This is a genomic window from Robbsia andropogonis (genome assembly GCF_000970345.1).
GTDB lineage: Bacteria > Pseudomonadota > Gammaproteobacteria > Burkholderiales > Burkholderiaceae > Robbsia > Robbsia andropogonis.
In genome coordinates this window covers 1-18428 of record NZ_LAQU01000052.1, presented here as the reverse complement: position 1 = coordinate 18428, position 18428 = coordinate 1, and the positions used below count along the sequence as shown (strand labels likewise).

General features: G+C 66.3%; 18 protein-coding genes and 1 pseudogene. All 19 read left to right on the top strand.

The genetic code is table 11. The annotated features are described in order from the left end of the window. Positions 1-372 precede the first annotated feature (372 nt). A complete protein-coding gene (locus WM40_RS24130; protein WP_046154227.1) occupies positions 373-1656 on the top strand; it encodes an alanine racemase in 1284 nt (427 codons plus the stop codon). A 72-nt stretch (positions 1657-1728) separates the two neighbouring features. Continuing rightward, complete coding sequence (locus WM40_RS24125; RefSeq protein ID WP_046154226.1) at positions 1729-2010, top strand: acyl carrier protein; 282 nt, start codon at positions 1729-1731, stop codon at positions 2008-2010. Further along, positions 2007-2945 (top strand): hypothetical protein, encoded by a 939-nt coding sequence (locus tag WM40_RS24120; protein ID WP_046154225.1) that lies wholly within the window; start codon positions 2007-2009, stop codon positions 2943-2945. The genes WM40_RS24125 and WM40_RS24120 overlap by 4 nt, the downstream gene beginning before the upstream one ends. Position 2946: 1 nt before the next feature. Then, complete coding sequence (locus WM40_RS30710; protein WP_046154224.1) at positions 2947-3639, top strand: hypothetical protein; 693 nt, start codon at positions 2947-2949, stop codon at positions 3637-3639. Then, on the top strand, positions 3632-4759 hold the full coding sequence (locus tag WM40_RS24110) for an acyl-CoA dehydrogenase family protein (protein ID WP_046154223.1): 1128 nt from the start codon (positions 3632-3634) through the stop codon (positions 4757-4759). The genes WM40_RS30710 and WM40_RS24110 overlap by 8 nt, the downstream gene beginning before the upstream one ends. A gap of 12 nt (positions 4760-4771) precedes the next feature. Beyond that, positions 4772-6142, top strand: coding sequence for an MATE family efflux transporter (locus WM40_RS24100; protein ID WP_082103172.1), 1371 nt, complete (start codon positions 4772-4774; stop codon positions 6140-6142). Next, on the top strand, positions 6139-7764 hold the full coding sequence (locus tag WM40_RS24095) for a class I adenylate-forming enzyme family protein (protein ID WP_046154220.1): 1626 nt from the start codon (positions 6139-6141) through the stop codon (positions 7762-7764). The genes WM40_RS24100 and WM40_RS24095 overlap by 4 nt, the downstream gene beginning before the upstream one ends. Before the next feature lie 24 nt (positions 7765-7788). Continuing rightward, a complete protein-coding gene (locus tag WM40_RS24090; RefSeq protein ID WP_046154219.1) occupies positions 7789-8724 on the top strand; it encodes a ketoacyl-ACP synthase III family protein in 936 nt (311 codons plus the stop codon). Between the two features lie 3 nt (positions 8725-8727). Then, on the top strand, positions 8728-10380 hold the full coding sequence (locus WM40_RS24085) for an AMP-binding protein (RefSeq protein ID WP_046154218.1): 1653 nt from the start codon (positions 8728-8730) through the stop codon (positions 10378-10380). Then, positions 10377-11336, top strand: a complete 960-nt coding sequence (locus tag WM40_RS28265) for a transglutaminase-like domain-containing protein (protein ID WP_052738501.1) — start codon at positions 10377-10379, stop codon at positions 11334-11336. Before WM40_RS24085 ends, WM40_RS28265 begins: the two co-directional genes overlap by 4 nt. After that, positions 11333-12079 (top strand): ABC transporter ATP-binding protein, encoded by a 747-nt coding sequence (locus tag WM40_RS24075; protein ID WP_046154217.1) that lies wholly within the window; start codon positions 11333-11335, stop codon positions 12077-12079. Before WM40_RS28265 ends, WM40_RS24075 begins: the two co-directional genes overlap by 4 nt. A 20-nt stretch (positions 12080-12099) precedes the next feature. Then, a complete protein-coding gene (locus WM40_RS28260; protein ID WP_052738500.1) occupies positions 12100-12744 on the top strand; it encodes a hypothetical protein in 645 nt (214 codons plus the stop codon). Between the two features lie 70 nt (positions 12745-12814). Further along, positions 12815-13501, top strand: a complete 687-nt coding sequence (locus tag WM40_RS28255) for an ABC transporter permease (RefSeq protein ID WP_052738499.1) — start codon at positions 12815-12817, stop codon at positions 13499-13501. Positions 13502-13566: 65 nt separating this feature from the next. Beyond that, positions 13567-14337, top strand: a complete 771-nt coding sequence (locus WM40_RS24065) for an outer membrane lipoprotein-sorting protein (RefSeq protein WP_046154216.1) — start codon at positions 13567-13569, stop codon at positions 14335-14337. Continuing rightward, positions 14327-15811: a hypothetical protein gene (locus WM40_RS24060; protein ID WP_046154215.1), complete on the top strand. Its 1485-nt coding sequence runs from the start codon at positions 14327-14329 to the stop codon at positions 15809-15811. The genes WM40_RS24065 and WM40_RS24060 overlap by 11 nt, the downstream gene beginning before the upstream one ends. A gap of 5 nt (positions 15812-15816) precedes the next feature. Beyond that, the gene (locus tag WM40_RS24055; protein ID WP_046154214.1) at positions 15817-16923 is read left to right on the top strand and encodes an alpha/beta hydrolase family protein; all 1107 of its coding nucleotides are present in this window, start codon (positions 15817-15819) and stop codon (positions 16921-16923) included. Positions 16924-16951: 28 nt separating this feature from the next. Beyond that, positions 16952-17983, top strand: coding sequence for an alpha/beta hydrolase family protein (locus WM40_RS24050; RefSeq protein ID WP_046154213.1), 1032 nt, complete (start codon positions 16952-16954; stop codon positions 17981-17983). A gap of 122 nt (positions 17984-18105) precedes the next feature. After that, positions 18106-18228, top strand: coding sequence for a hotdog family protein (locus tag WM40_RS32160; RefSeq protein ID WP_269083109.1), 123 nt, complete (start codon positions 18106-18108; stop codon positions 18226-18228). A 67-nt stretch (positions 18229-18295) separates the two neighbouring features. Then, a pseudogene (locus WM40_RS29110) lies at positions 18296-18428 on the top strand (IS6 family transposase); the annotation flags it as partial.

Sequence of the window (18428 nt, the reverse complement as noted above, 5' to 3'; positions counted from 1 at the left end):
AGTTTCATAAGTATTCCTATACATATAGGCATTCTTACACCACCCAATTCTTATTGCGACAGAACCAATCGCAATGCTGACAGATGTTGCCCACAATTTGAGCTCACAATTAAACGATGTTGCTGTTGACTTGGTTCATCTCGACTATGAATTCGAGTATTGGCTTCGACGTCACCATCACATGCGCAGTATGGTGAGTTCGCAAGATGTGGAGATTAATGCAGCGCTCGCGTCGAAATAAATTTTTCATATGGCGACGATATATTAATTTATTGGCGCAATGCTTGCCGATTGAGAGTCGAGAAGGCATTAAAGGCACGACGGCTGATTAGTTTTTTATAAATAAACAATAAATTTCCGGGGGTGGATGAAATGTCGTGTCCTGATTTCATTGAAATCGACCGTGATCTGGAGTCGGAAATCGCCGATGCGTTCGGGACACCTGTTTTCGTTTACGACGCGGCGCGAATCGAATCGAACTACAACGCGCTCGATACGTTATGCGGCGGCCAGGCTGAGATTTTTTTCTCGCTCAAGGCCAACCCCAACGTGTCGGTCGCGGCTCAATTGCGCCTGTTGGGATCGGGAGCGGAGGTCAGCTCGTTAACCGAGCTAAGTACGGCACTGGCAGCGGGTTTCGCGCCGCGCGATATCATTTTCGTCGGGCCATTTAAAACCGATGCCGAACTGCGGGCGGCCATGGACGCCCAAATCGCCGCGATCATCGTCGATTCGCTCGAGGAGATGTCGCGCCTGAGCGTGTTGTCTCGGGAGCTGGATCAACGCGTGCCGGTACTGCTGCGGATCAATCCAAATTTCAAGATGGACGAGGCGCCGATCAAGATGAGCGGCGTGGCGACGCAGTTCGGCTTCTCCGAGGACGTCGTCCTCGAACGCAGCGACGAGCTCGAGCTGCCCGGAATCGACATTCTGGGCATCCATGTCTACAACGGCTCGCGTGTGCTGTCCGCCACGGCACTCGCGTCGAACATCGAGCGCATCGTCGCGCTGTCCGAACGGATTTCGGACGCGCTCGACCTCGAACTGCGCATCGTCGATGTCGGCGGCGGTTGGGGCGTACCGTATTTCTCGTCCGAGGCTTCGCTCGATCACGGGGTGCTCGCTGGCCTGCTGAAACCGATCCTCGAAGCGTTCAGGCGGCGGCATCCGCACTGCCGCGTAATCACTGAAAGCGGTCGCTTTCTCGTCGCAACGTCCGGAACGCTGCTTGCACGCGTGCACGCGCTCAAGGAGTCGCACGGCGAGCGTTTCGCGGTGATCGACGCGGGCTACAACTGTTTCATGGCCGCCGCCGGCATGGGCTCCGTCATCCAGCGCAATTTTCCGGTGCGCGCGATCGACGCCGGAACGCCGCCGCCATCGGGTTCCGGCGCGAAGCCGGTGCACCTCGCGGGGCCGCTGTGCACGCCCGGCGATGTCCTCGCGCGCCGCTTGAGCCTGGACGCGGTGCACGATGGCGCGCTGATCGCAATCGACTGCGCGGGGGCATACGGCCCTTCCGCATCCCCGGTCGGATTCATCGGGCACGGCCATCCTGCTGAGGTGATGATCGTCGGACAGCGCGCGCATTTGGTGCGCGAACGCGATACGCCGACTGATCTGACACGGCTGCAGCGCAACGTGTTCGCGCGCTGAACACCGGGTAACAGACTGCAGTGGGCGGCCCGATTTTATTAATTTCGGATACCTAAAAAAGGAGAATTACCTATGTCGCAATCTCAAGCAAGCTTGTCGCTCGATCACCTCGTCAATCGCGTCAAGGCGGCGCTGACGGAAGTCACACGCCGCTCCGACATCGCTCAGTTGCCTGCCGAAGCTAGCCTCGTCGACGACGTCGGGCTGGACTCGATGAGCGTGCTGGCGTTTTTCATGGCGCTCGAGGAGCGCATCGGCAACTTCCGCATTCAGATCGACGAACTCGAACACGACGATTTGCAAACGATTGCTTCGGTCGCCCGTTTCGTCCATGCGCGCGTGTCCGTAGCATGAGCGCGATCCACGCCTGCATCAAAGATGTGCTGTTTCGCGTCTATCCGCGCAACACATCCACGTCGGGCGCGCGACAGCGGGCGCTCGAATTCGAGGAAGACCTGTTCGAGCACGCAGGCAAGCGTCTTGACTGGCGCACGGTTGCGGACGGAGGCGGTTACTCGTACACCGAGCTGGGCTCGCCGGTGCTCGACGATCTGAAGCACAACGAGATGCTCGACAACGTCGGCAGCATCGTGCTCGCCTACTGGACGCCCGAATACAACCCCGAGCATTCCGCGTTCGGCATGTATTTCCTCAACACCTACGTGCCCGACGGCACGATCGCCGATGTGTGCGATCGCGGCAGCGTCGGCGCGTTCGCGGCGCTGAAGCTCGCTCACGCGCAGCTCGTGACGGAGAAGGCGACGCGGCCGGCCGACCGCGTGCGCGACATCGTGGTGCTCGGCTTCGAGCAGACCACGATCGCCCGCGACGCGCGTGACCATCTGCCGGTGCCGTCGCGCTCGTCCGCCGGCGCGATTGTCCTGTCCGCGCGCGCGACCGATCGCGCTGGAAAGCTGCTCGACGCAGGCGTCGAACCCGAGAGCGATCTGCAGGAAGGCCGCTTCCGTCTCACCGGATTCGTCAATGAGATATGCGAGCGGCTGGACGTCGATCCGGCCGGGCTTACCGTGCTGATGCCGTTCGACAGCTTCGTCGGCAAGCACTACCGCTACCACGAGCGCGCCGCCGGCATGCGCGCGCCGTTCGCAGTGCGATGGGTGTCGCCCGGCGTGACCAGCATGGGGTTGTTCGAGCAATTGTATGCGGGCCTGAGGGGGGATCTCACCCGCGGGCAGGGGCACACACTGCTGATCGATGAGGATGTCGAAACGCTGGCGCTCGGCTGGGCGATGTTCGAAGGGCCGCGCGCGTGGCGCAACGGGGACTGACATGAGCAACAACCACATCGATTTCGCGACGCCGGCCGACGACACCGAGCGGCTGGATCGGTATCGCCGCTTTGGCGGCTGCATCTCCGCCGTTCCGTTACCCGGCTTCGCCGGCGCGCTGGAGGCGGGGTCCATGCGGACGATCGTCGTGCGTGGCGGCTGGGCCGTCACGAGCGCCGGCTGCCTGCCGTCAGTCGGCTCCCGCATCGCCGACGCCGCCGGCGCGGACGCACGCGCCGTGCTGCGGGCCGACGACGGCTTCGAGCTTGCGCAACGCTTCTCGCTGCACGTGCTGCGCGTCGATGCATCGGTTCACGACCGCATCGAATCGTCGTCGGCGGCGGCTCGCCGCGTCGGCACCGCGCTCGTGTCGGCGCAGCTTGCGTGGTGCGAGCAGGTGCTCGACCTGCTTCAGGACTACTTCAGCGCGCGACAGGTGGGCGGCGCTTCGCTGGCGAAGGTCGCCACGCTGCGCCATCAGCTCGGCGATGCGCAGCGTCAGCTGCGGCTGCTCCAGGAGTGGCTGCACGCGGCCGGTGACGCATCGTGCCGGCTGGCAACGGAGATCGCGGTGTTCAGCGCGTCGCTCTCCCGTTTGGGCGGCGGCCGCAGCTACCTGTCGGGCAACCTTTGCGACGCAGCCGCAATGTACGCGCTCCTCGTCAATCTCTACCCCGGTCTCCAACATGAATGACATTTCCCACGCGAGCTGGATGCGTCTTTATCCGGTGGAACTGTACGAGTACGCGAATTGGCTGCGCCACGTCGGGCCGGCGATCGACCGCGACCCGCAAGCGATGCTGGCGCACCTGGATCATCCGCTGATCCGCCTGTTGTGCGACCGGCGCCCGATCTCGGCCGCGCAACGGGTGACGATGTTCGAGGCGCTGTCCTACGGTGATGCGAGCGCGTTGTTGAGCGCGCCCGGCACTGGCCTGCCCGGCGTAATCGTGCGCGAACTCGGCTCGCCGGCCCAGCAGGACATCTTTTTCGACCATGTCGAGCACGGCCGGTCCCGCACGTTTCTTGCCGTCACAGAGCCGGATAAAGGTTCCGACGCTGGCGCGATGACGACGAACCTCGACCGCGACAACCGGCTGCACGGAGAAAAATGGCTGGTCGGTCATGCCGCGACCGGTTCGGTCGGCGTGGTGATGGTCAGGACCGGACCCGGCCCGCTGAGCCTCGGAGCGGTGCTGCTGACTCCGGATGATCTGCACGAAGGGGCGACGCTGCGGCGGCAAAGCCTGCGCACTGTGGGCTTGCGCGGGACGGTGCTCGGCTACATGGCATTCGATGGCCATCCGTTAAACGAAGCGGCGCTGCTCGGCGCGCATCTGCACCCGCTGCAGCGCGGGATGATGGCGCTGATGCGGACCTTCAGCCGGTTCCGCCCGACCGTTGCCGCGCTCGCGCTCGGACATGCTCAGGCAATGGTCGATTTCGCCCGCGAACACATCGCGCCGGCAAGCCATGCGGCGATGCAGCTCGACGACTGGTGCGCGCGGCTCGCGGGCACCCGCCGGCTCGTTCACCTCGCCGCAGACGAGGTCGATCGCGACTCGGATGCCGCATGGCACGTGCCGCTGTGCAAGGTGAGCGCGACGCAGCTCTGCGAACGCATCGCCGACGAGCTTCCGGCGCTGCTGGGCACCGCCGCGCTGCTCGATCATCCGTGGCTGGAGAAGGCCGTGCGCGACGCCAGAGCGTTCGAGTTCATGGAGGGTATGGCTAACATCCATCTCGACAATGCCGGTGCGCATCTCGCGCGCCGCCGAAAGCTCGCGGCCGCGCAAGCCGCCGCGATGGCATAAGGCCCGGCCGCCATGACTCCACGTCGTTCGTCTGAATCCCACACCACCGTCGTGCAGCCGTTCCGGCAGGACGTCCGGACACTGCTGGGCCTGATGACGCCGCTACTGGCCGGCTCGCTGCTGTCGAGCCTGACGATCCTCGCTAATACTGTGATCGTCGGGCGCTCAGAGGCCAGCGGTCTGCTGTTGTCGGGGCTCTTCCTGCCGTTTAGCATGCTGGTCGTCGCGGTCACCGAAAGCCTGCGCGCGCCGTTGAACGTGTACGTCACGCAAGCCGCGCTGGCGGCCGGGCTGCGCTTGATGGTCGGCAACTTCGCCGCGCTCGGCGCGGTGCTGATGCTCTTCGTCGCCGCAGTGGTCGTCATGGTCGGCGATCGCTTCTTCATGCACCTCGACGCGCCGCGCGAAACGCTGCATCACGCGGCGCGCTTCGTCGCATGCATGCAGCTGTCGAGCGCGGTGCTGACGGCCGGTGTGCTCGCGAACGCGGCGTTGTTCGCGAGCGGAGCAGGGTGCCGCGCGCTCGCGATTTCGATCGCGGCCAACCTGCTCAACCTCGCGGTCACCGCCGGCTGTGCGTTCCTGCTCCGGCAAGGGGCGCTCGGCGGCGCGTGGGGGACCGGCGCGGCCGGTACCGTGATGCTCGCGTCGTCGTTCGCCAGCCTGCCTCGCCCGGACGGCGCCAGGCCGCACTGGCGATCCGCCGTCGCCCGCACGCTTGCGATGACGCGCGGCATCGCGCTCCCGGTGTTCGGCAGCTACCTGGTATTGAGCGTTTATGCTGCGGCGCTCAACGGCGTTCTTATGTGGATCGGGCCGCACGCGGTCGCCGGGTTCGGCGTCGCCAATCGACTGCAGAGCTTCCTGATGATGCCGGCAGTCGCGCTAGGGACCGCCCTCGCGATCCGCGCGGGCGGGATGCACCGTGCCGGTGCCCCGTCCAGCGACATCGGCGTCGCCCGTCTCGCCGGCCGGGGCCTCGTCGTCGGCATCGCGCTGTATGCGCTCGTGTCGGCCATTGCGGTCGCCGCGCAGCCGCTGATCACGCCGCTGATGGCCGGACAAGGCGCGCCGGCCGCGGTCCTGCGCGACTACCTGCTGATCGTCGGTCCGTCGTTCGTTTTCTTCGGCCCGATGCTGGCGCTGCTGATTTACCTGGATCAGACCGGCCAAGGCCGGCTCGCGCTTTCGTTCAACGTGGCATCGCTCGGCATCACGTTCGCCGCGGCTTACACCGTCGCGGCGTGCGGCCATCCGCTCAGCGATGTCTTCATCGCGATTGCGGCATGCAATGCGCTCACCGCGCTCGCGCTCTTCGTCATCGTCCGCCGACCCGCGGTCCATCGTCCACCCCGCACGCTTGCTCATGGAGGTTCCCTATGATTCGCACGCTCGCCGAATACTTCGGCCAAACAGTTGAAAAGGTTCCCGAGAAGGTCGCGCTGCATTTCGGCAAACGCTCGTACACTTATCGCGATTTCGATCATGTCACCCGCGCCCTCATCCAGTCGCTACAAGATGCCGGCGTGCAGCGTCAGGACCGTATCGTGGTCTGCCTCGGCAACGTGCCCGAGACGCTGATGGTGTTCTGGGCGGCGCTGCGCATGGGCGTGTGCGTGTCGGTGATCGCTCCGGATCAGGGCACGGACAAGATCCGCTTCATCGTCGCCGACGCGGAACCGAAGGCGCTTGTGTGTACGGCCGAGCTGGCGAACCAGCTCGGCGCGGACGACGCGTTCGCGAGCAGCGGCGTGCGGCTCGTCGCGCACTGCCGCGACGACGCGCAACGCGCGTTCGTTCCGAGCACCGCTGACTGCCTGCAGGACTGGCTCACCCGACCGGCGGATCCCGCCGCGCACTGGACGTCGCCGCTGTCCGTCGATCTCGCGTCGATCATCTTCACGTCGGGATCGACCGGCGAGCCGAAGGGCGTCGTCATGGGCCACGACAACATGGTCGCCGCGTGCGACTCGATCACGCGCTACCTCGGTCTGAACGCAAACGACGTGATCCTGGTCGTGCTGCCGCTGTCGTTCGATTATGGCCTCTATCAGGCCATCATGGCCGTCGCGGTGGGCGCGACGCTCGTCCTCGAACAAGGCCTGCTCAACCCCGCCGCTGTCTTTAAACGCATCGACGAGCATCGCTGCACCGTGATGCCGATCGTGCCGTCGCTGGCGACCCTGCTCGGCGAATTCCGTTCCCGCGTGACGACATCGCTCGCATCGGTGCGCATGGTGACCAACACCGGCGCGGCGCTGACGTCGAAGCACATGGACGTCGTGCGCGACGTGTTCCCCGATGCGCGCCTCTTCTCGATGTACGGGCTGACCGAGTGCAAGCGCTGCACGTATCTACCGCCGGAGGACCTCGAGCGCAAGCCCAAAAGCGTCGGCATGGCGATGCCGAACACCGAGATCATCATCGTCGACGACGATCACCGCCAATGCGCGCCCGGCGTCGTCGGCCAGCTCGTCGTGCGCGGCGCGACGGTGATGCGCGGCTACTGGCGGCGCACGGAACTGACCGCTCGGCGCATCGGCGTGCATCCGGTCTACGGCGACCGGGCTCTGTACACGGGCGACTTCGGCTATCTGGACCAAGATGGCTATTTCTTCTTTGTTGGGCGTGCCGACGAGACGATGAAGATCCGCGGCCGCAAGGTGTCGCCGCTGGAGGTCGAGGCGGCGATCCGCGTGTTTCCCGGCGTAGCCGACGTCGCGATCGCGCCGGTCCCGCAGCCCGCCACAGTTGACGACGCGTTCGTCGCGTTCGTGCGCGGCCCGTTCGGCGACGATTTCGAAGAGCTGATGGAAGCCGAGGCGCACAGCCGCCTCGCCGCCTATCACCGGCCGCTGCGCTTCTTCCATGTGCGCAACCTGCCGACCTCGACGAACGGCAAGGTCGATCGCAAGCGCCTCGTGCAGATGGCGCAGGAGCAGCTCGCGGCCGCGGCACCGGCGGTGGGCACCACGCACGCGGCGGGCGTGGCGGCCGGCACCTGACGATTTAGTGAAAAGGATGCATCCATGTTGATGGTCGAAGACATTTGCTACGTGATCCCAGAGCAGCGAGAGGACATCGCGCCGATGCGCGAGAAGATCGGGCTCAGCGACGCCGAGATGAAGGTTTATACCCGCATTTACGGGCTCGGGCGCGTGCCGGTGCATCGTGGCCCGATCGAGCAGATGATGACGCCGATGGTACGCGCGCTGATCGAGCGCAACGACGTCGATCCTGCACGCGTGAAGTACCTCGTGCACTGCCATACAGCGCAGATGACGTGGCCGTACATGCGCAGCCTGCCGGCGGAAATCTGCGGCGACGCGGGACTCACGCGGGCGGTCGGGTTCGGCATGACCGCGTCGAACTGCGCATCGACGATGGTGGCGCTGCGCAGCCTCGACGTGCTGCTGGCCGCTGAGCCCGACGACGACGCGCTCGCGATCGTCGTGACAGCGGACCAGGCGTTTTCCCGGACGCTGCGCTGGATTCCAAACACGACGTTCTGCGGCGACGCCGCCGCCGCGCTACTGCTCGGCAAGCGCGACAAGGGTGCCCGGCTGGCCGCGCTGCGCACGAACACCTTCGGCCAGCACTCGCGTGGCATCTGGCAGCGTCGCGAGGAGGCCGGCGAATTCGATCGGACCTACCCCGAGCGGCTCGCGCAGGTTATGAAGCAGACACTCGACGACGCGGGCCTCGCGTGGAGCGACATCAAGGTCGTCTTTCCGCACAACGTCAATCTGTTCTCGTGGCAACGCGTGTCGAAGATCCTGCAGCTGCCGCTCGAGCGGATCTTTCTGGATCTGCTGCCCGAAACGGGCCACTGCTTTGGCGCAGACATGCTGTTTAACTGGGCGGTGGGCCGGGAGCGCCAGCGGGTCGAACGCGGCGACGCTGTGATGATCGCGACGGCCGGGATCGGTGCGGTGTTCGCCGCCGCGATCTTCTTGGAGGGCTGAGCGATGTATGACAACGACTTGTCCCGCCGCACGAGGCCCGCCGGCGCAAGCCGCGCGAACTTAGTCGGCCACTTTCACCGGCAAGCGCTCGCGGCGCCGGGCCGAACCGCGCTGGTGATCGATGGCGAGCGCTGGTCATACGGCGATCTGCTCGACGCCGCGACCCGGCTGAGCGACGTCGCGATGCGCTCGGCCGGACGCTCGCCCGCCGCCGGACCAGACGCCGCACCGCCGCTGATGGCCGCGCTCGGCAGCCGTCAGGCCGCTCAGTACATCGCGAGCATCGCGGCTCCGCTGGGCGGGTGGACCTATATGCCGCTGTTCGCCGGAGATCCCGTCGCGCGCATCGTCCAAACGCTCGAACGAGAAAGGCCTGCCGTCCTTGTCGTCGATGCGTCCGGCGTCGCGTTACTGCCGGAGCTCCTGCCGCGTGTCGATTTCGCGCTGCGGATCATCGCCCCAGACAGCGACGATCTCGCGGTGCACGCGCCGCATTGCTTCCACGGCAAGCGAACGCTCGACGAGCTGCCGGGCCGCCACGCCGAACCGGCCGCATGTGACGCGAGCGCGGTTGCGTACCTGTTGTTCACGTCGGGTAGCACCGGCGTGCCGAAGGGCGTGGCGCTCACGCACGGCAACCTGCTGGCATTTATCGACAGCGCGGCGCTGCGCGTCGCGCCGACTGCCGAGGACCGCTTCGGGCAAATCTCGAACCTGAGCTGGGATGTCGGCATCTTCGAGAGCCACGTTGCGTGGGCGACCGGCGGCAGCGTGCACCGCCTGCCGGATCAGTTGATCCGGATTCCCGCCTATATCCGCGCGCAGAGCGTGACGCACTGGTTCTCGACGCCATCGGTCGCGAACATGCTGCAGGATCTGCACGCGCTGCAGCCGAACGCGCTCGCGAGCCTGAAGTGCAGCGTGTTCGCCGGGGAGGCGCTGCCGACCAACCTCGTGAGGCAGTGGCGCGAGGCCGCTCCGGACAGCGTGATCGAAAATTTCTATGGGCCGACGGAGGCCTCCGTCGCGATTGCCTGCCACCGCTGGCATCCGGGCGACGACGGCCAATTCGTTCCGTTCGGCGAGCCGCTGCCGGGCCAGACGCTCGTCGCGCGTAACGCGCACGGCGAACTGGTGACGGATGGCGCGACTGGCGAAGTGTATTTGTCGGGAAGCCAGATCGCGTCAGGCTATCGGAACAATCCCGACGAATCCGCGCGGCGCTTCCTGCGCGATCCCGACGGACGCCTTTGGTACCGTACCGGCGATTTGGCGATGCACACGTCGCGCGGCTGGCGATTCGTCGGCAGGGCGGATGACCAGTTGAAGATCCAGGGCTACCGGCTCGAACGCCTCGAAGTCGAGGCGATGCTGCGCGAAGCAGCCGGGACGCAGAACGCGGTGATCGTGATGCTCCCGCTCAACGATCAGAGCAGCATCCTGACGATCCATGGCGTCGTCGCGAACGCGTCGCTCGACAGCACGGCGATCCTGCGCCGCTGCCGCGAGCGGATGCCCGCGCACATGGTGCCGACCGCCATTCATCTGCGCGACATCCCCCGCACCTCAAGCGGCAAGGCGGATTACGCCTGCCTGAGGGCGCTTTTGCTCGACTCGTCGCCGGTGCTGGACGCGGCGCAGAGGGTGATCCGATGAACGCGGTCGTTACCCGCGACTGGGCGGCGTTTTCCCGCCAGACGATCATCAGCGATCTCGGCGCGCACGCGGCGCGCGTGCGCGTGACCAGCATCGCGACGTCCGACCTCGTCGAATTTATAGGGGGCACCGTCCTCAACTTCGTGACGGACCGGACGCTCGTCGACGGCGCGCTGTTCGCATCGCGCCTCTGGCAAGTCGACCTGCGGACCACCGCGGCCATGCTCGACGCGTTGTTCGCGCTGTCGGAAACACCGCTGTCGGCGCCGCGCCGCCCGGACGAGCGGATCGTCGGCAACTGCCGGGATACCGCGCTGCTGTGCGCATCGGTGTTGCGGGCGCACGAGATTCCCGCGCGCGTGCGCTACGGTTTTGCGCACCGCCTTTACCGGCCGCACGAACCGATGCACGAGCACGCGATCACCGAGTACTTCGACGGGCAACGTTGGCGAACCATTGACTGCCGGATGCATCGCGAAATCATCGCGCTTCACGACATCGACCTCGTGCCGGGCCAACTGCTGCCCGACGGACTGTTCGTGCCGGCCCTGACGCTGTGGCGCCAGTGCCGCGCCGGCGAGCGCGATTTCGCCGCGTTCGGCGGCCCGCACGGCGAGCGCGGCCGAGGCATGAGCGCGGTCGCGAAGTACGCGTATCAGGACATAGCGTCGCTGAACGGCTTCGAGCCGCTGATGTGGGACGTCTGGGGGCCGGCGCTGTTCCGTCACCCGGAAGCTGTTATCGATGACGACGACGAACTCGACGCGCTCGACCGGTGCGCGCGCCTGAACCCCGATGCGCCCGACGAATGGGCGCGGCTGTGCGCCCTCTACGAAGCTAGCGATCTGCTCCGCGTGCCGGACGTCGTCACGTCATTCAGCCCGCACGCCGGCCTGCGGCGCTGGCCGCTGCCAGCGCGCATCGTGAACCCACTCTTCCAAGCGAGTCAGATATGAGATCCATTAACCGTTGCGCCGCGCGTCTCGTCGATGTCGACAAGCAATACCAGGCCGGAAACCAGCGGATCCACGCCGTTCGTCGCGCGTCGCTGGACATTCCGTCCGGAACCTTCTGGATGGTGACCGGGCCGTCGGGCTGCGGGAAATCGACGCTGCTCAATATGCTCGGCTGCGTCGACCTTCCCGATACCGGCGACATTGAAATCGCCGGCCAGAGCATCGCGCGCCTGAGCGAGCGTGAATTGACGCGCTTTCGCCGCGAGAAGATCGGCTTCATCTTCCAGAGCTTCAATCTGGTGCCGGTGCTGAGCGCGCAGGAGAACGTCGAATATCCATTGCGGCTGCTCGGCGTCGATCGCGGCGAACGCGTGCGGCGCGCGCAGGTGGCGCTCGACATGGTTGGCCTCGCGCGTGAGCGCGACCGGCGACCCGGCGAACTCAGCGGCGGGCAGCAGCAACGCGTCGCGATCGCCCGCGCGCTCGTCAAGGCGCCGTCGCTGGTGCTCGCGGACGAGCCGACCGCCAACCTGGATTCCGCGACCAGCGCGGAAATCGTCGCGTTGATGCGGGCGATGCAGCGCTCGTCGCACACCACGTTCGTCTTTTCGACGCACGACAGCGCGCTGCTCGGCGAGGCGGACATCGTCGCGCACATGAAGGACGGCCGCTTCGACGCCGCGAGCGGCGTCCGCTCGCCCTGCCAGCCGGGTGTCGGCGTTCGCGCCGCCGCACATTCCTAACCCACTCCATCCTGGCTCCCATGCTCGACATCGCACTGCGAAACCTGATACGCAACCGCCGACGCTCGATCGTCACCGCGGCCTCGATCGCGATTGGCAGCGTCGCCGTCACGCTGTTCAGCGCGTTCGCCGCCAACGTCACGAACGGGCTGCAGACGGAAACCGTGATCCGCCTCGGCCATCTAAACCTCTTCCGCAAGGGCTACTTCGCATCGGGCGGCGGCAATCCCGGCTCGTTCGGCATTCCCGACTACGAGACGCTGATCGGCAAGCTCCGCTCCGATCCCGTGCTCAAGCCGATGCTCACGGTCGTTACGCCGACCGTCAGCGTCGGCGGCATCGTCAGCGGCGCCGTGTCGGATGCGTCCAGCACGTTCTTCGCGCAGGGCGTCGTGCCTGCAGACCGCCGGACTATGGCGCAATGGAACGCATACGGCTTGCCGGGTGCCGCCGATGCGCTGACCTCGGGCGTGCCCGAAGGCTCGACCGATCGGGGCATCGTCGGCGCCGGGCTCGCCCGCATCCTGAACCTGTGTGCGCCCCCGCCCCCGCTGCGGGAACGCTGCGGCGATCGCGCCGGCGACGCCGCCGGCCGAGGGCACGCAGGCCGGACGCTTCGCCGATCTGGCGAAAGATATAGCAAGCGCCGATGTCCCGGGCGCTGACGGACGGCCGCCCGAAGCCATCGTCGACCTGCTCGCGGCTACCTCCGGCGGCGCGCCGAACGTGGTCAGCATGCGCGTCGTGCGTCAAGTGCGGCTCGGCATCAAGGAGCTCGACGACCGCTACGTCGGCATGCCGATTGCGCTCGCGCAAAAGCTGCTGTTCGGACGCGGCGAGCGGCAGGCGACCGCGATCGTGGTGCAGCTCAGGAGCACCGCCGACCTGCCGCGCGCGCGCGAGCGCATCGCGCAGCTCACGCGCAACAGCGCCGTGCCGCTCGAAATCATCGACTTCATGACCCTTTCGCCTGCGTACCGGCAGATCAGCGAGTTCTACGGCACCCTGTCGAGCTTCCTGATGGCGCTAATCTGCACCGTCGCGTTGTTCATGACCGTCAATACGATGAGCGCGAGCATCTTCGAGCGGACCCGCGAGATCGGCACGCTACGCGCGCTGGGGATGGACCGCGGGCCGCTGCGCCGGCTGTTCGTCGCCGAAGGGCTGCTGCTCGGCACGGCGGGCGCGACGCTCGGCGTCGGGTTGGCAGCCGCGCTCGTGTTCGCTCTGAACCACGCTGGCCTGACGTGGATGCCGCCCGGCAGCCTGCGACCGGTGCCGATGCGCTTCAGCTTCGGCGGCGCGCTGCCCACTACCGCCGTGCTGTGGGTGCTGCTCGTGTTCAGCGCGGGGCTGGCCGCGCGGCTGGCCGCGGGCCGCGCTGCGCGCCTGAACGTCGTCACGGCATTGCGTCACGCCTGAGTCATCAACCGGCCGCCCGCGGGCGGCCACACTCGACCTCGACCCCCATGCGAAGAAGATCCTTCATGTTCGGCACCCTTGCCATGCCCGGACTGCTTGCGCTGCAGCGCAGCGCCTACGCCGCCCCCGCGAACGCCGCCGACATCGTCGCCACCGTCGAGCGCTTGCTCGATCCGGTGCCGGCGTATCGAATGTTCAACGCGATCGTCCAGTACGAGAACGGCGCCGAAATCAGCCGCATCAAGGTCGCCGTGTTTACGAAGCGGCAGCAGGCGTCGGGCAAATGGCTGGACATCGTGCAGTACGTCGATCCGCCGCGCGATGCCGGCAAGACCCTGCTCAACGACGGCGACGCACTGTGGTTCTACGATCCTGCGTCGGGCGCCAGCCTGCGCATCTCGATGCAGCAGCGGCTGCTCGGCCAGGCCTCGAACGGTGACGTGCTAACGATCAACTACAGCCGCGACTACCACGCGCGGCTTACCGGCGAGGCCACCGTCGACGATGCCGACAAGAATCGGCACGACTGCAACATCGTCGAGTTCAGCGCCGCGTCCAATTCGGCCGTCTATGGCCGCCTCGAATACTGGATCGACAAGAGCACGAACGCGATCGTCAAGGGCAAGTGCTATGCGGACAGCGGACAGCTTCTAAAACTCGTGTATTACCGCGAGTACAAGCCGGCGCTCGGCGGGGTGCGTCCGATGCAAGCCGTGCTCATTGATGCAGTGAACACGCGCCTTGTTACCACAATGAACTTCAGCGACTTCCGCGCCGTCGACATTCCCGATGCCTGGTTCCAACGTTCGTATTTGCCGCGCATCGATGCGTCGTGACTGGCGCGTCGTGCGGCCGCTGGCGTTCGCGTGCGCGAGCGTGGCGCTGCTGATTGGCGGCGGGCCGTGCTTCGGCGCCGGTGGCGGTGCCGCAGCGCCCGTCGCCGGCGACGATGCCGCGCTCGACGGGCTGGTCGACTCGGCGATGGACATCGTGCGGCGTCACGACGACACCGCGAGCGATGCCGACGACGGCGGCGGCGCCTCGTATTCCGGCCGGTGCTATGCCGAGGCCGCGCTGACGCTTTACAACTACCGGCAAGCGCTCGCGGTGCCGATGCCGCCCGGCACCGCGACGCCGAGCTGGCGCGCACACATGGACGTCGACTGGCAAGGGCGCTTCAAGGGCTTCGGCCCGTGGTCGTTGACTGTGAGCGACCGCTTCAGCCTCCAGCACGGCGAGTCCGACGATTGGACCGCGAGCTCGCTCAGCCGCAACGATCTGCGCGAGCTGTACGCGACCTATTCGCGGGGGACGAGCCTCGTGGACGTCGGGCGCATCAACGTCCGCGGCGGGGTGGCGGCCGGCTACAACCCGACCGACTATTTCCGGCCGCGCTCCGTCGTGGAGCGTGTGTCACAGGACCCGACAGTGCTGCGAGAGAACCGGCTCGGGGTGGTCGCAGCACGCGTACAGCAGGTGTATGCGCGTGGCGCGTGGTCCGCGACCCTGGCGCCGCGCCTCGCGCCGACGCCGGCGGTCGATCTCCAGGGGCAGACCGGCTTGAAGCCGCAGTTCGGACGCACGAACAACAGTGCTCGGCTCAAGCTCGACGCGAATTACGCGATCGCGCCGAACTTCGCACCGGAAGCGTCGATGCTGATCGAACGAGACCGCGATCTGTTCGGGCTGAACCTGACGCGCGCGCTCGGCGATCGCGTGACGGGAGTGCTCGAATGGAGCGGCGGATGGCAAAGGAATCTGCTCGCGCGCGCGTATGCGGCGGGCGTGGCTGAGGGGCGCTTCCCGGCGAACTTCCGGCCGCTGCTGCCATACGATGATTCGCTGAAGTTTCGGCAGGATCTGGCGGTCGGCATCAGCATGCCGATTACCGGCAACCTCGACGTGTCGGTCGAGTACGACTTCCATCAGGGCGCGATGTCGTCGGGGGACTGGGACCGCTGGTTTGCCGCCGGCGCGGCCGCACAGCGCTCGGGCAAGGTCGCGCAGCTCGGGCAATTGCAATACCTGCGGCAGTTCTCGCTTGACGAGCAGGAACCGATGAGCCGCCAGAACCTGTTCTGGCGAGCCGAATGGCGCAACTCGCTCGCGCCGAACGTGACGCTCGTCTATCTCGGCATCCTGAATCTGAGCGACCGCTCGTCGTTGCAGCAACTGACGGCGCGCTGGGACTATTCCAAGCAGTGGTCGTTCTCGGCGATCCTCAACCGCTATGTCGGCGGGGCCACCACCGAGTACGGAAGCTATCAGACGAACATGAGCGTGCTCGCGAGCGCGATCTTCTATTTCTAATCTTCATGCGCCTTATTCCAATCCTCCCTCGTCTCCGCTCCGCCAGCTGGGCGCGGCTGCCGTCCCGGATCGCCGCGTGCCTGTTCGCGGCCTGTTGCACGGCCGGTGCGCATGCGGTCGACGCTTGCGCACCGGCCGCGAATGCCGGCGTGAGCCAGCTGGTCGGCCCGGCAACGCCCGAAGTCCAGGGCCTGCCGTGGCTCGTCTGGTTTCCGACGGCCGCGCCCGAGCAACCGATGAGCGAAGGCCGAACCCGGTTCAACGCCGCACGCGACGCCGCGCCGCTTTCCGGCCGGCATCCGTTGATCGTGTTGTCGCACGGCTCTGGCGGCACGTCGATGACGCACTGGCGGACCGCTCGCTACCTCGCGCGCCGCGGCTACTTGGTGCTGGCGATCGTGCATCAGGACGACAACGCGGCCGTTTCGTCTGGCAGTTCGACGCTGGCCGTCTGGCGCGCTCGTCCGAAGGAATGGTCGGCGGCGCTGGATAAGCTGCTCGCGTCACGCTATGCGCCGTTCATCGACCGGCAGCGGATCGCCGCCGTGGGATTCTCGGCCGGCGCATATACGGCGCTCGCGGTAGGCGGCGCGCGGCCGTCGTCACTCGCGCTCGACGACTATTGCCTCGCCCATTCGCAAAGCGACGTGCTCTGCATTCGCTACGGCGCGTTGCGCCGCGTCGGCGTGCGCATCGAACGCCGGTTCGGCGTGCAAGACGAATCGCTCGACGCGTCGAAGGACACCCGCGTGCGCGCGGTCGTCGCGATGGCGCCGCCGGGCGCGGCGCTGTTCACGCCGCAAGGACTGCGCGGGCTCGACGTACCGACGCTGTTGATGCAAGGCGACCACGACGAGGTGCTCGAGTATCCCAACGACGCACGGTATCTTGCATCCGTACTGGGCGAGCGTGCCGAATACCGCACGGTGCCCGGCGGCCACTTAACGTTCGTGTCGATCGATCCAGCGTTGCTACGAAACGCGCGGCCGGATGCCGGTGCCGAAAACGAAACGGCGGCTCTGCGTACCGCGAACGAAATCGCCGCGGCCTTCCTCGCGCGTGCGCTGGCCATCCCTCAACAACCGGACAGTCGCCTACGCAAGTGCTCCTGACTGCCGCATCGCACAACTGACAACGCATATGAACGCAACCCTGACCGCACGCGACACCACCGATGCCCTTCATGAAGCCGATGCGCTGGCACCGATCGCCGACGCCTGTCCGGTCGGCTTTCGTCAGCGCACGCTGAAGTTCGGGCGCACGCCCTTGCCCGTCGGGCTCTGGTATCCCACCGACGAGCCAGAGCGCACGCAGTTTTTCGGGCCGTTTTCGATGCGTGTCGCACTCGGCGCCACGCCTCGGCAAGGCAACAGGCATCTCGTCGTGATCTCGCACGGATCGAAGGGCAACCATCTCGGCCATCGCGGCACCGCTCACGAGCTTGCCGCCGCCGGCTACGTCGTCGCGGCACCGCTGCACCCTCACGACAACTATCTCGACGACAGCCAGAGCGGCACGCCGACGCTGTGGCGTGACCGCCCCGCGCATCTGTGCGCGGTGGCCGATGCGGTGATGACCGACCCCGCACTCGGTCCGCTGTTACTACCGGACGCATGCGGCGTGATGGGGTTCTCGCTCGGCGGTTACACGGCGCTGAGCGTGCTTGGCGCCCGCGCGAGCGTGCACGCGCTGGCCGAACACCGCCGGCGCCATCCGGACGATCTGTTGCCGGTCGCTCCTGACGACGTCGGCCTGTCTCCCGACGAACTGGATGCGATGCTCGCCGCGCATCCCGACACATTCGCGCCGGCGCATGACGAGCGATTCAAAGCGGCAGTGCTGTTGGCGCCGATGTGTGCGCTGTTTGCGGACGCCAATCTGCGCGCGATCAATGTGCCGGTATCGTTGTATTGCGCCGAGCGCGACGACGTTCTGCGCGAACCGTATCACGCGCATCGGCTCGCCGCGTTGCTACCGCGCCTGACACGTTTCGAGCGCGTGCCGTCGGCCGGGCATTTCTCGTTCCTGACGCCGTTTCCGGGCGCACTTCACGACGAGCTGCCGGCGCTAGCGCTCGACGCGCCCGATTTTGATCGGGGCGCATTCCACGCGCGGCTGAACCGGGAGGTGGTGTCGTTCTTCGACTACGCGCTTCGGGGAGCGCATTCGTGACGACGAACCCGGTGATCGAAAGCGCAACCGACGACGAAGCGTGGCGCGCCGAGCTGCTCGACGGTATTCCGTTTCTGCGACATCTCGGCGCGCGGCTCCTTTGATGCAGCGGCGGCGAGGCGGTGCTGCACCTCGACGTGCAGGTGCATCGCCTCAATAGCTGGGGCGTCGCGCACGGTGGCCTCGTGATGACGCTGCTGGATTCGGCAATGGCGCTGGCCGCGCAGCGGGTTCTGTTGCAATAAGACGGTCTATTATTCTGAATACCCCGAGCGAACAATCAGATCCATGAAGCAAAAGCTGACTCAAGCAATGTCGAAAGTGTTTAAACGGCTCCACTATCCACTGGACGTGATGCTCCTATGCGTGCGTTGTTATGTTGCGTATCCGTTGAGCTTACGGCAACTCGAAGAGATGATGGCAGAGCGTGGTATTGCTGTGGACC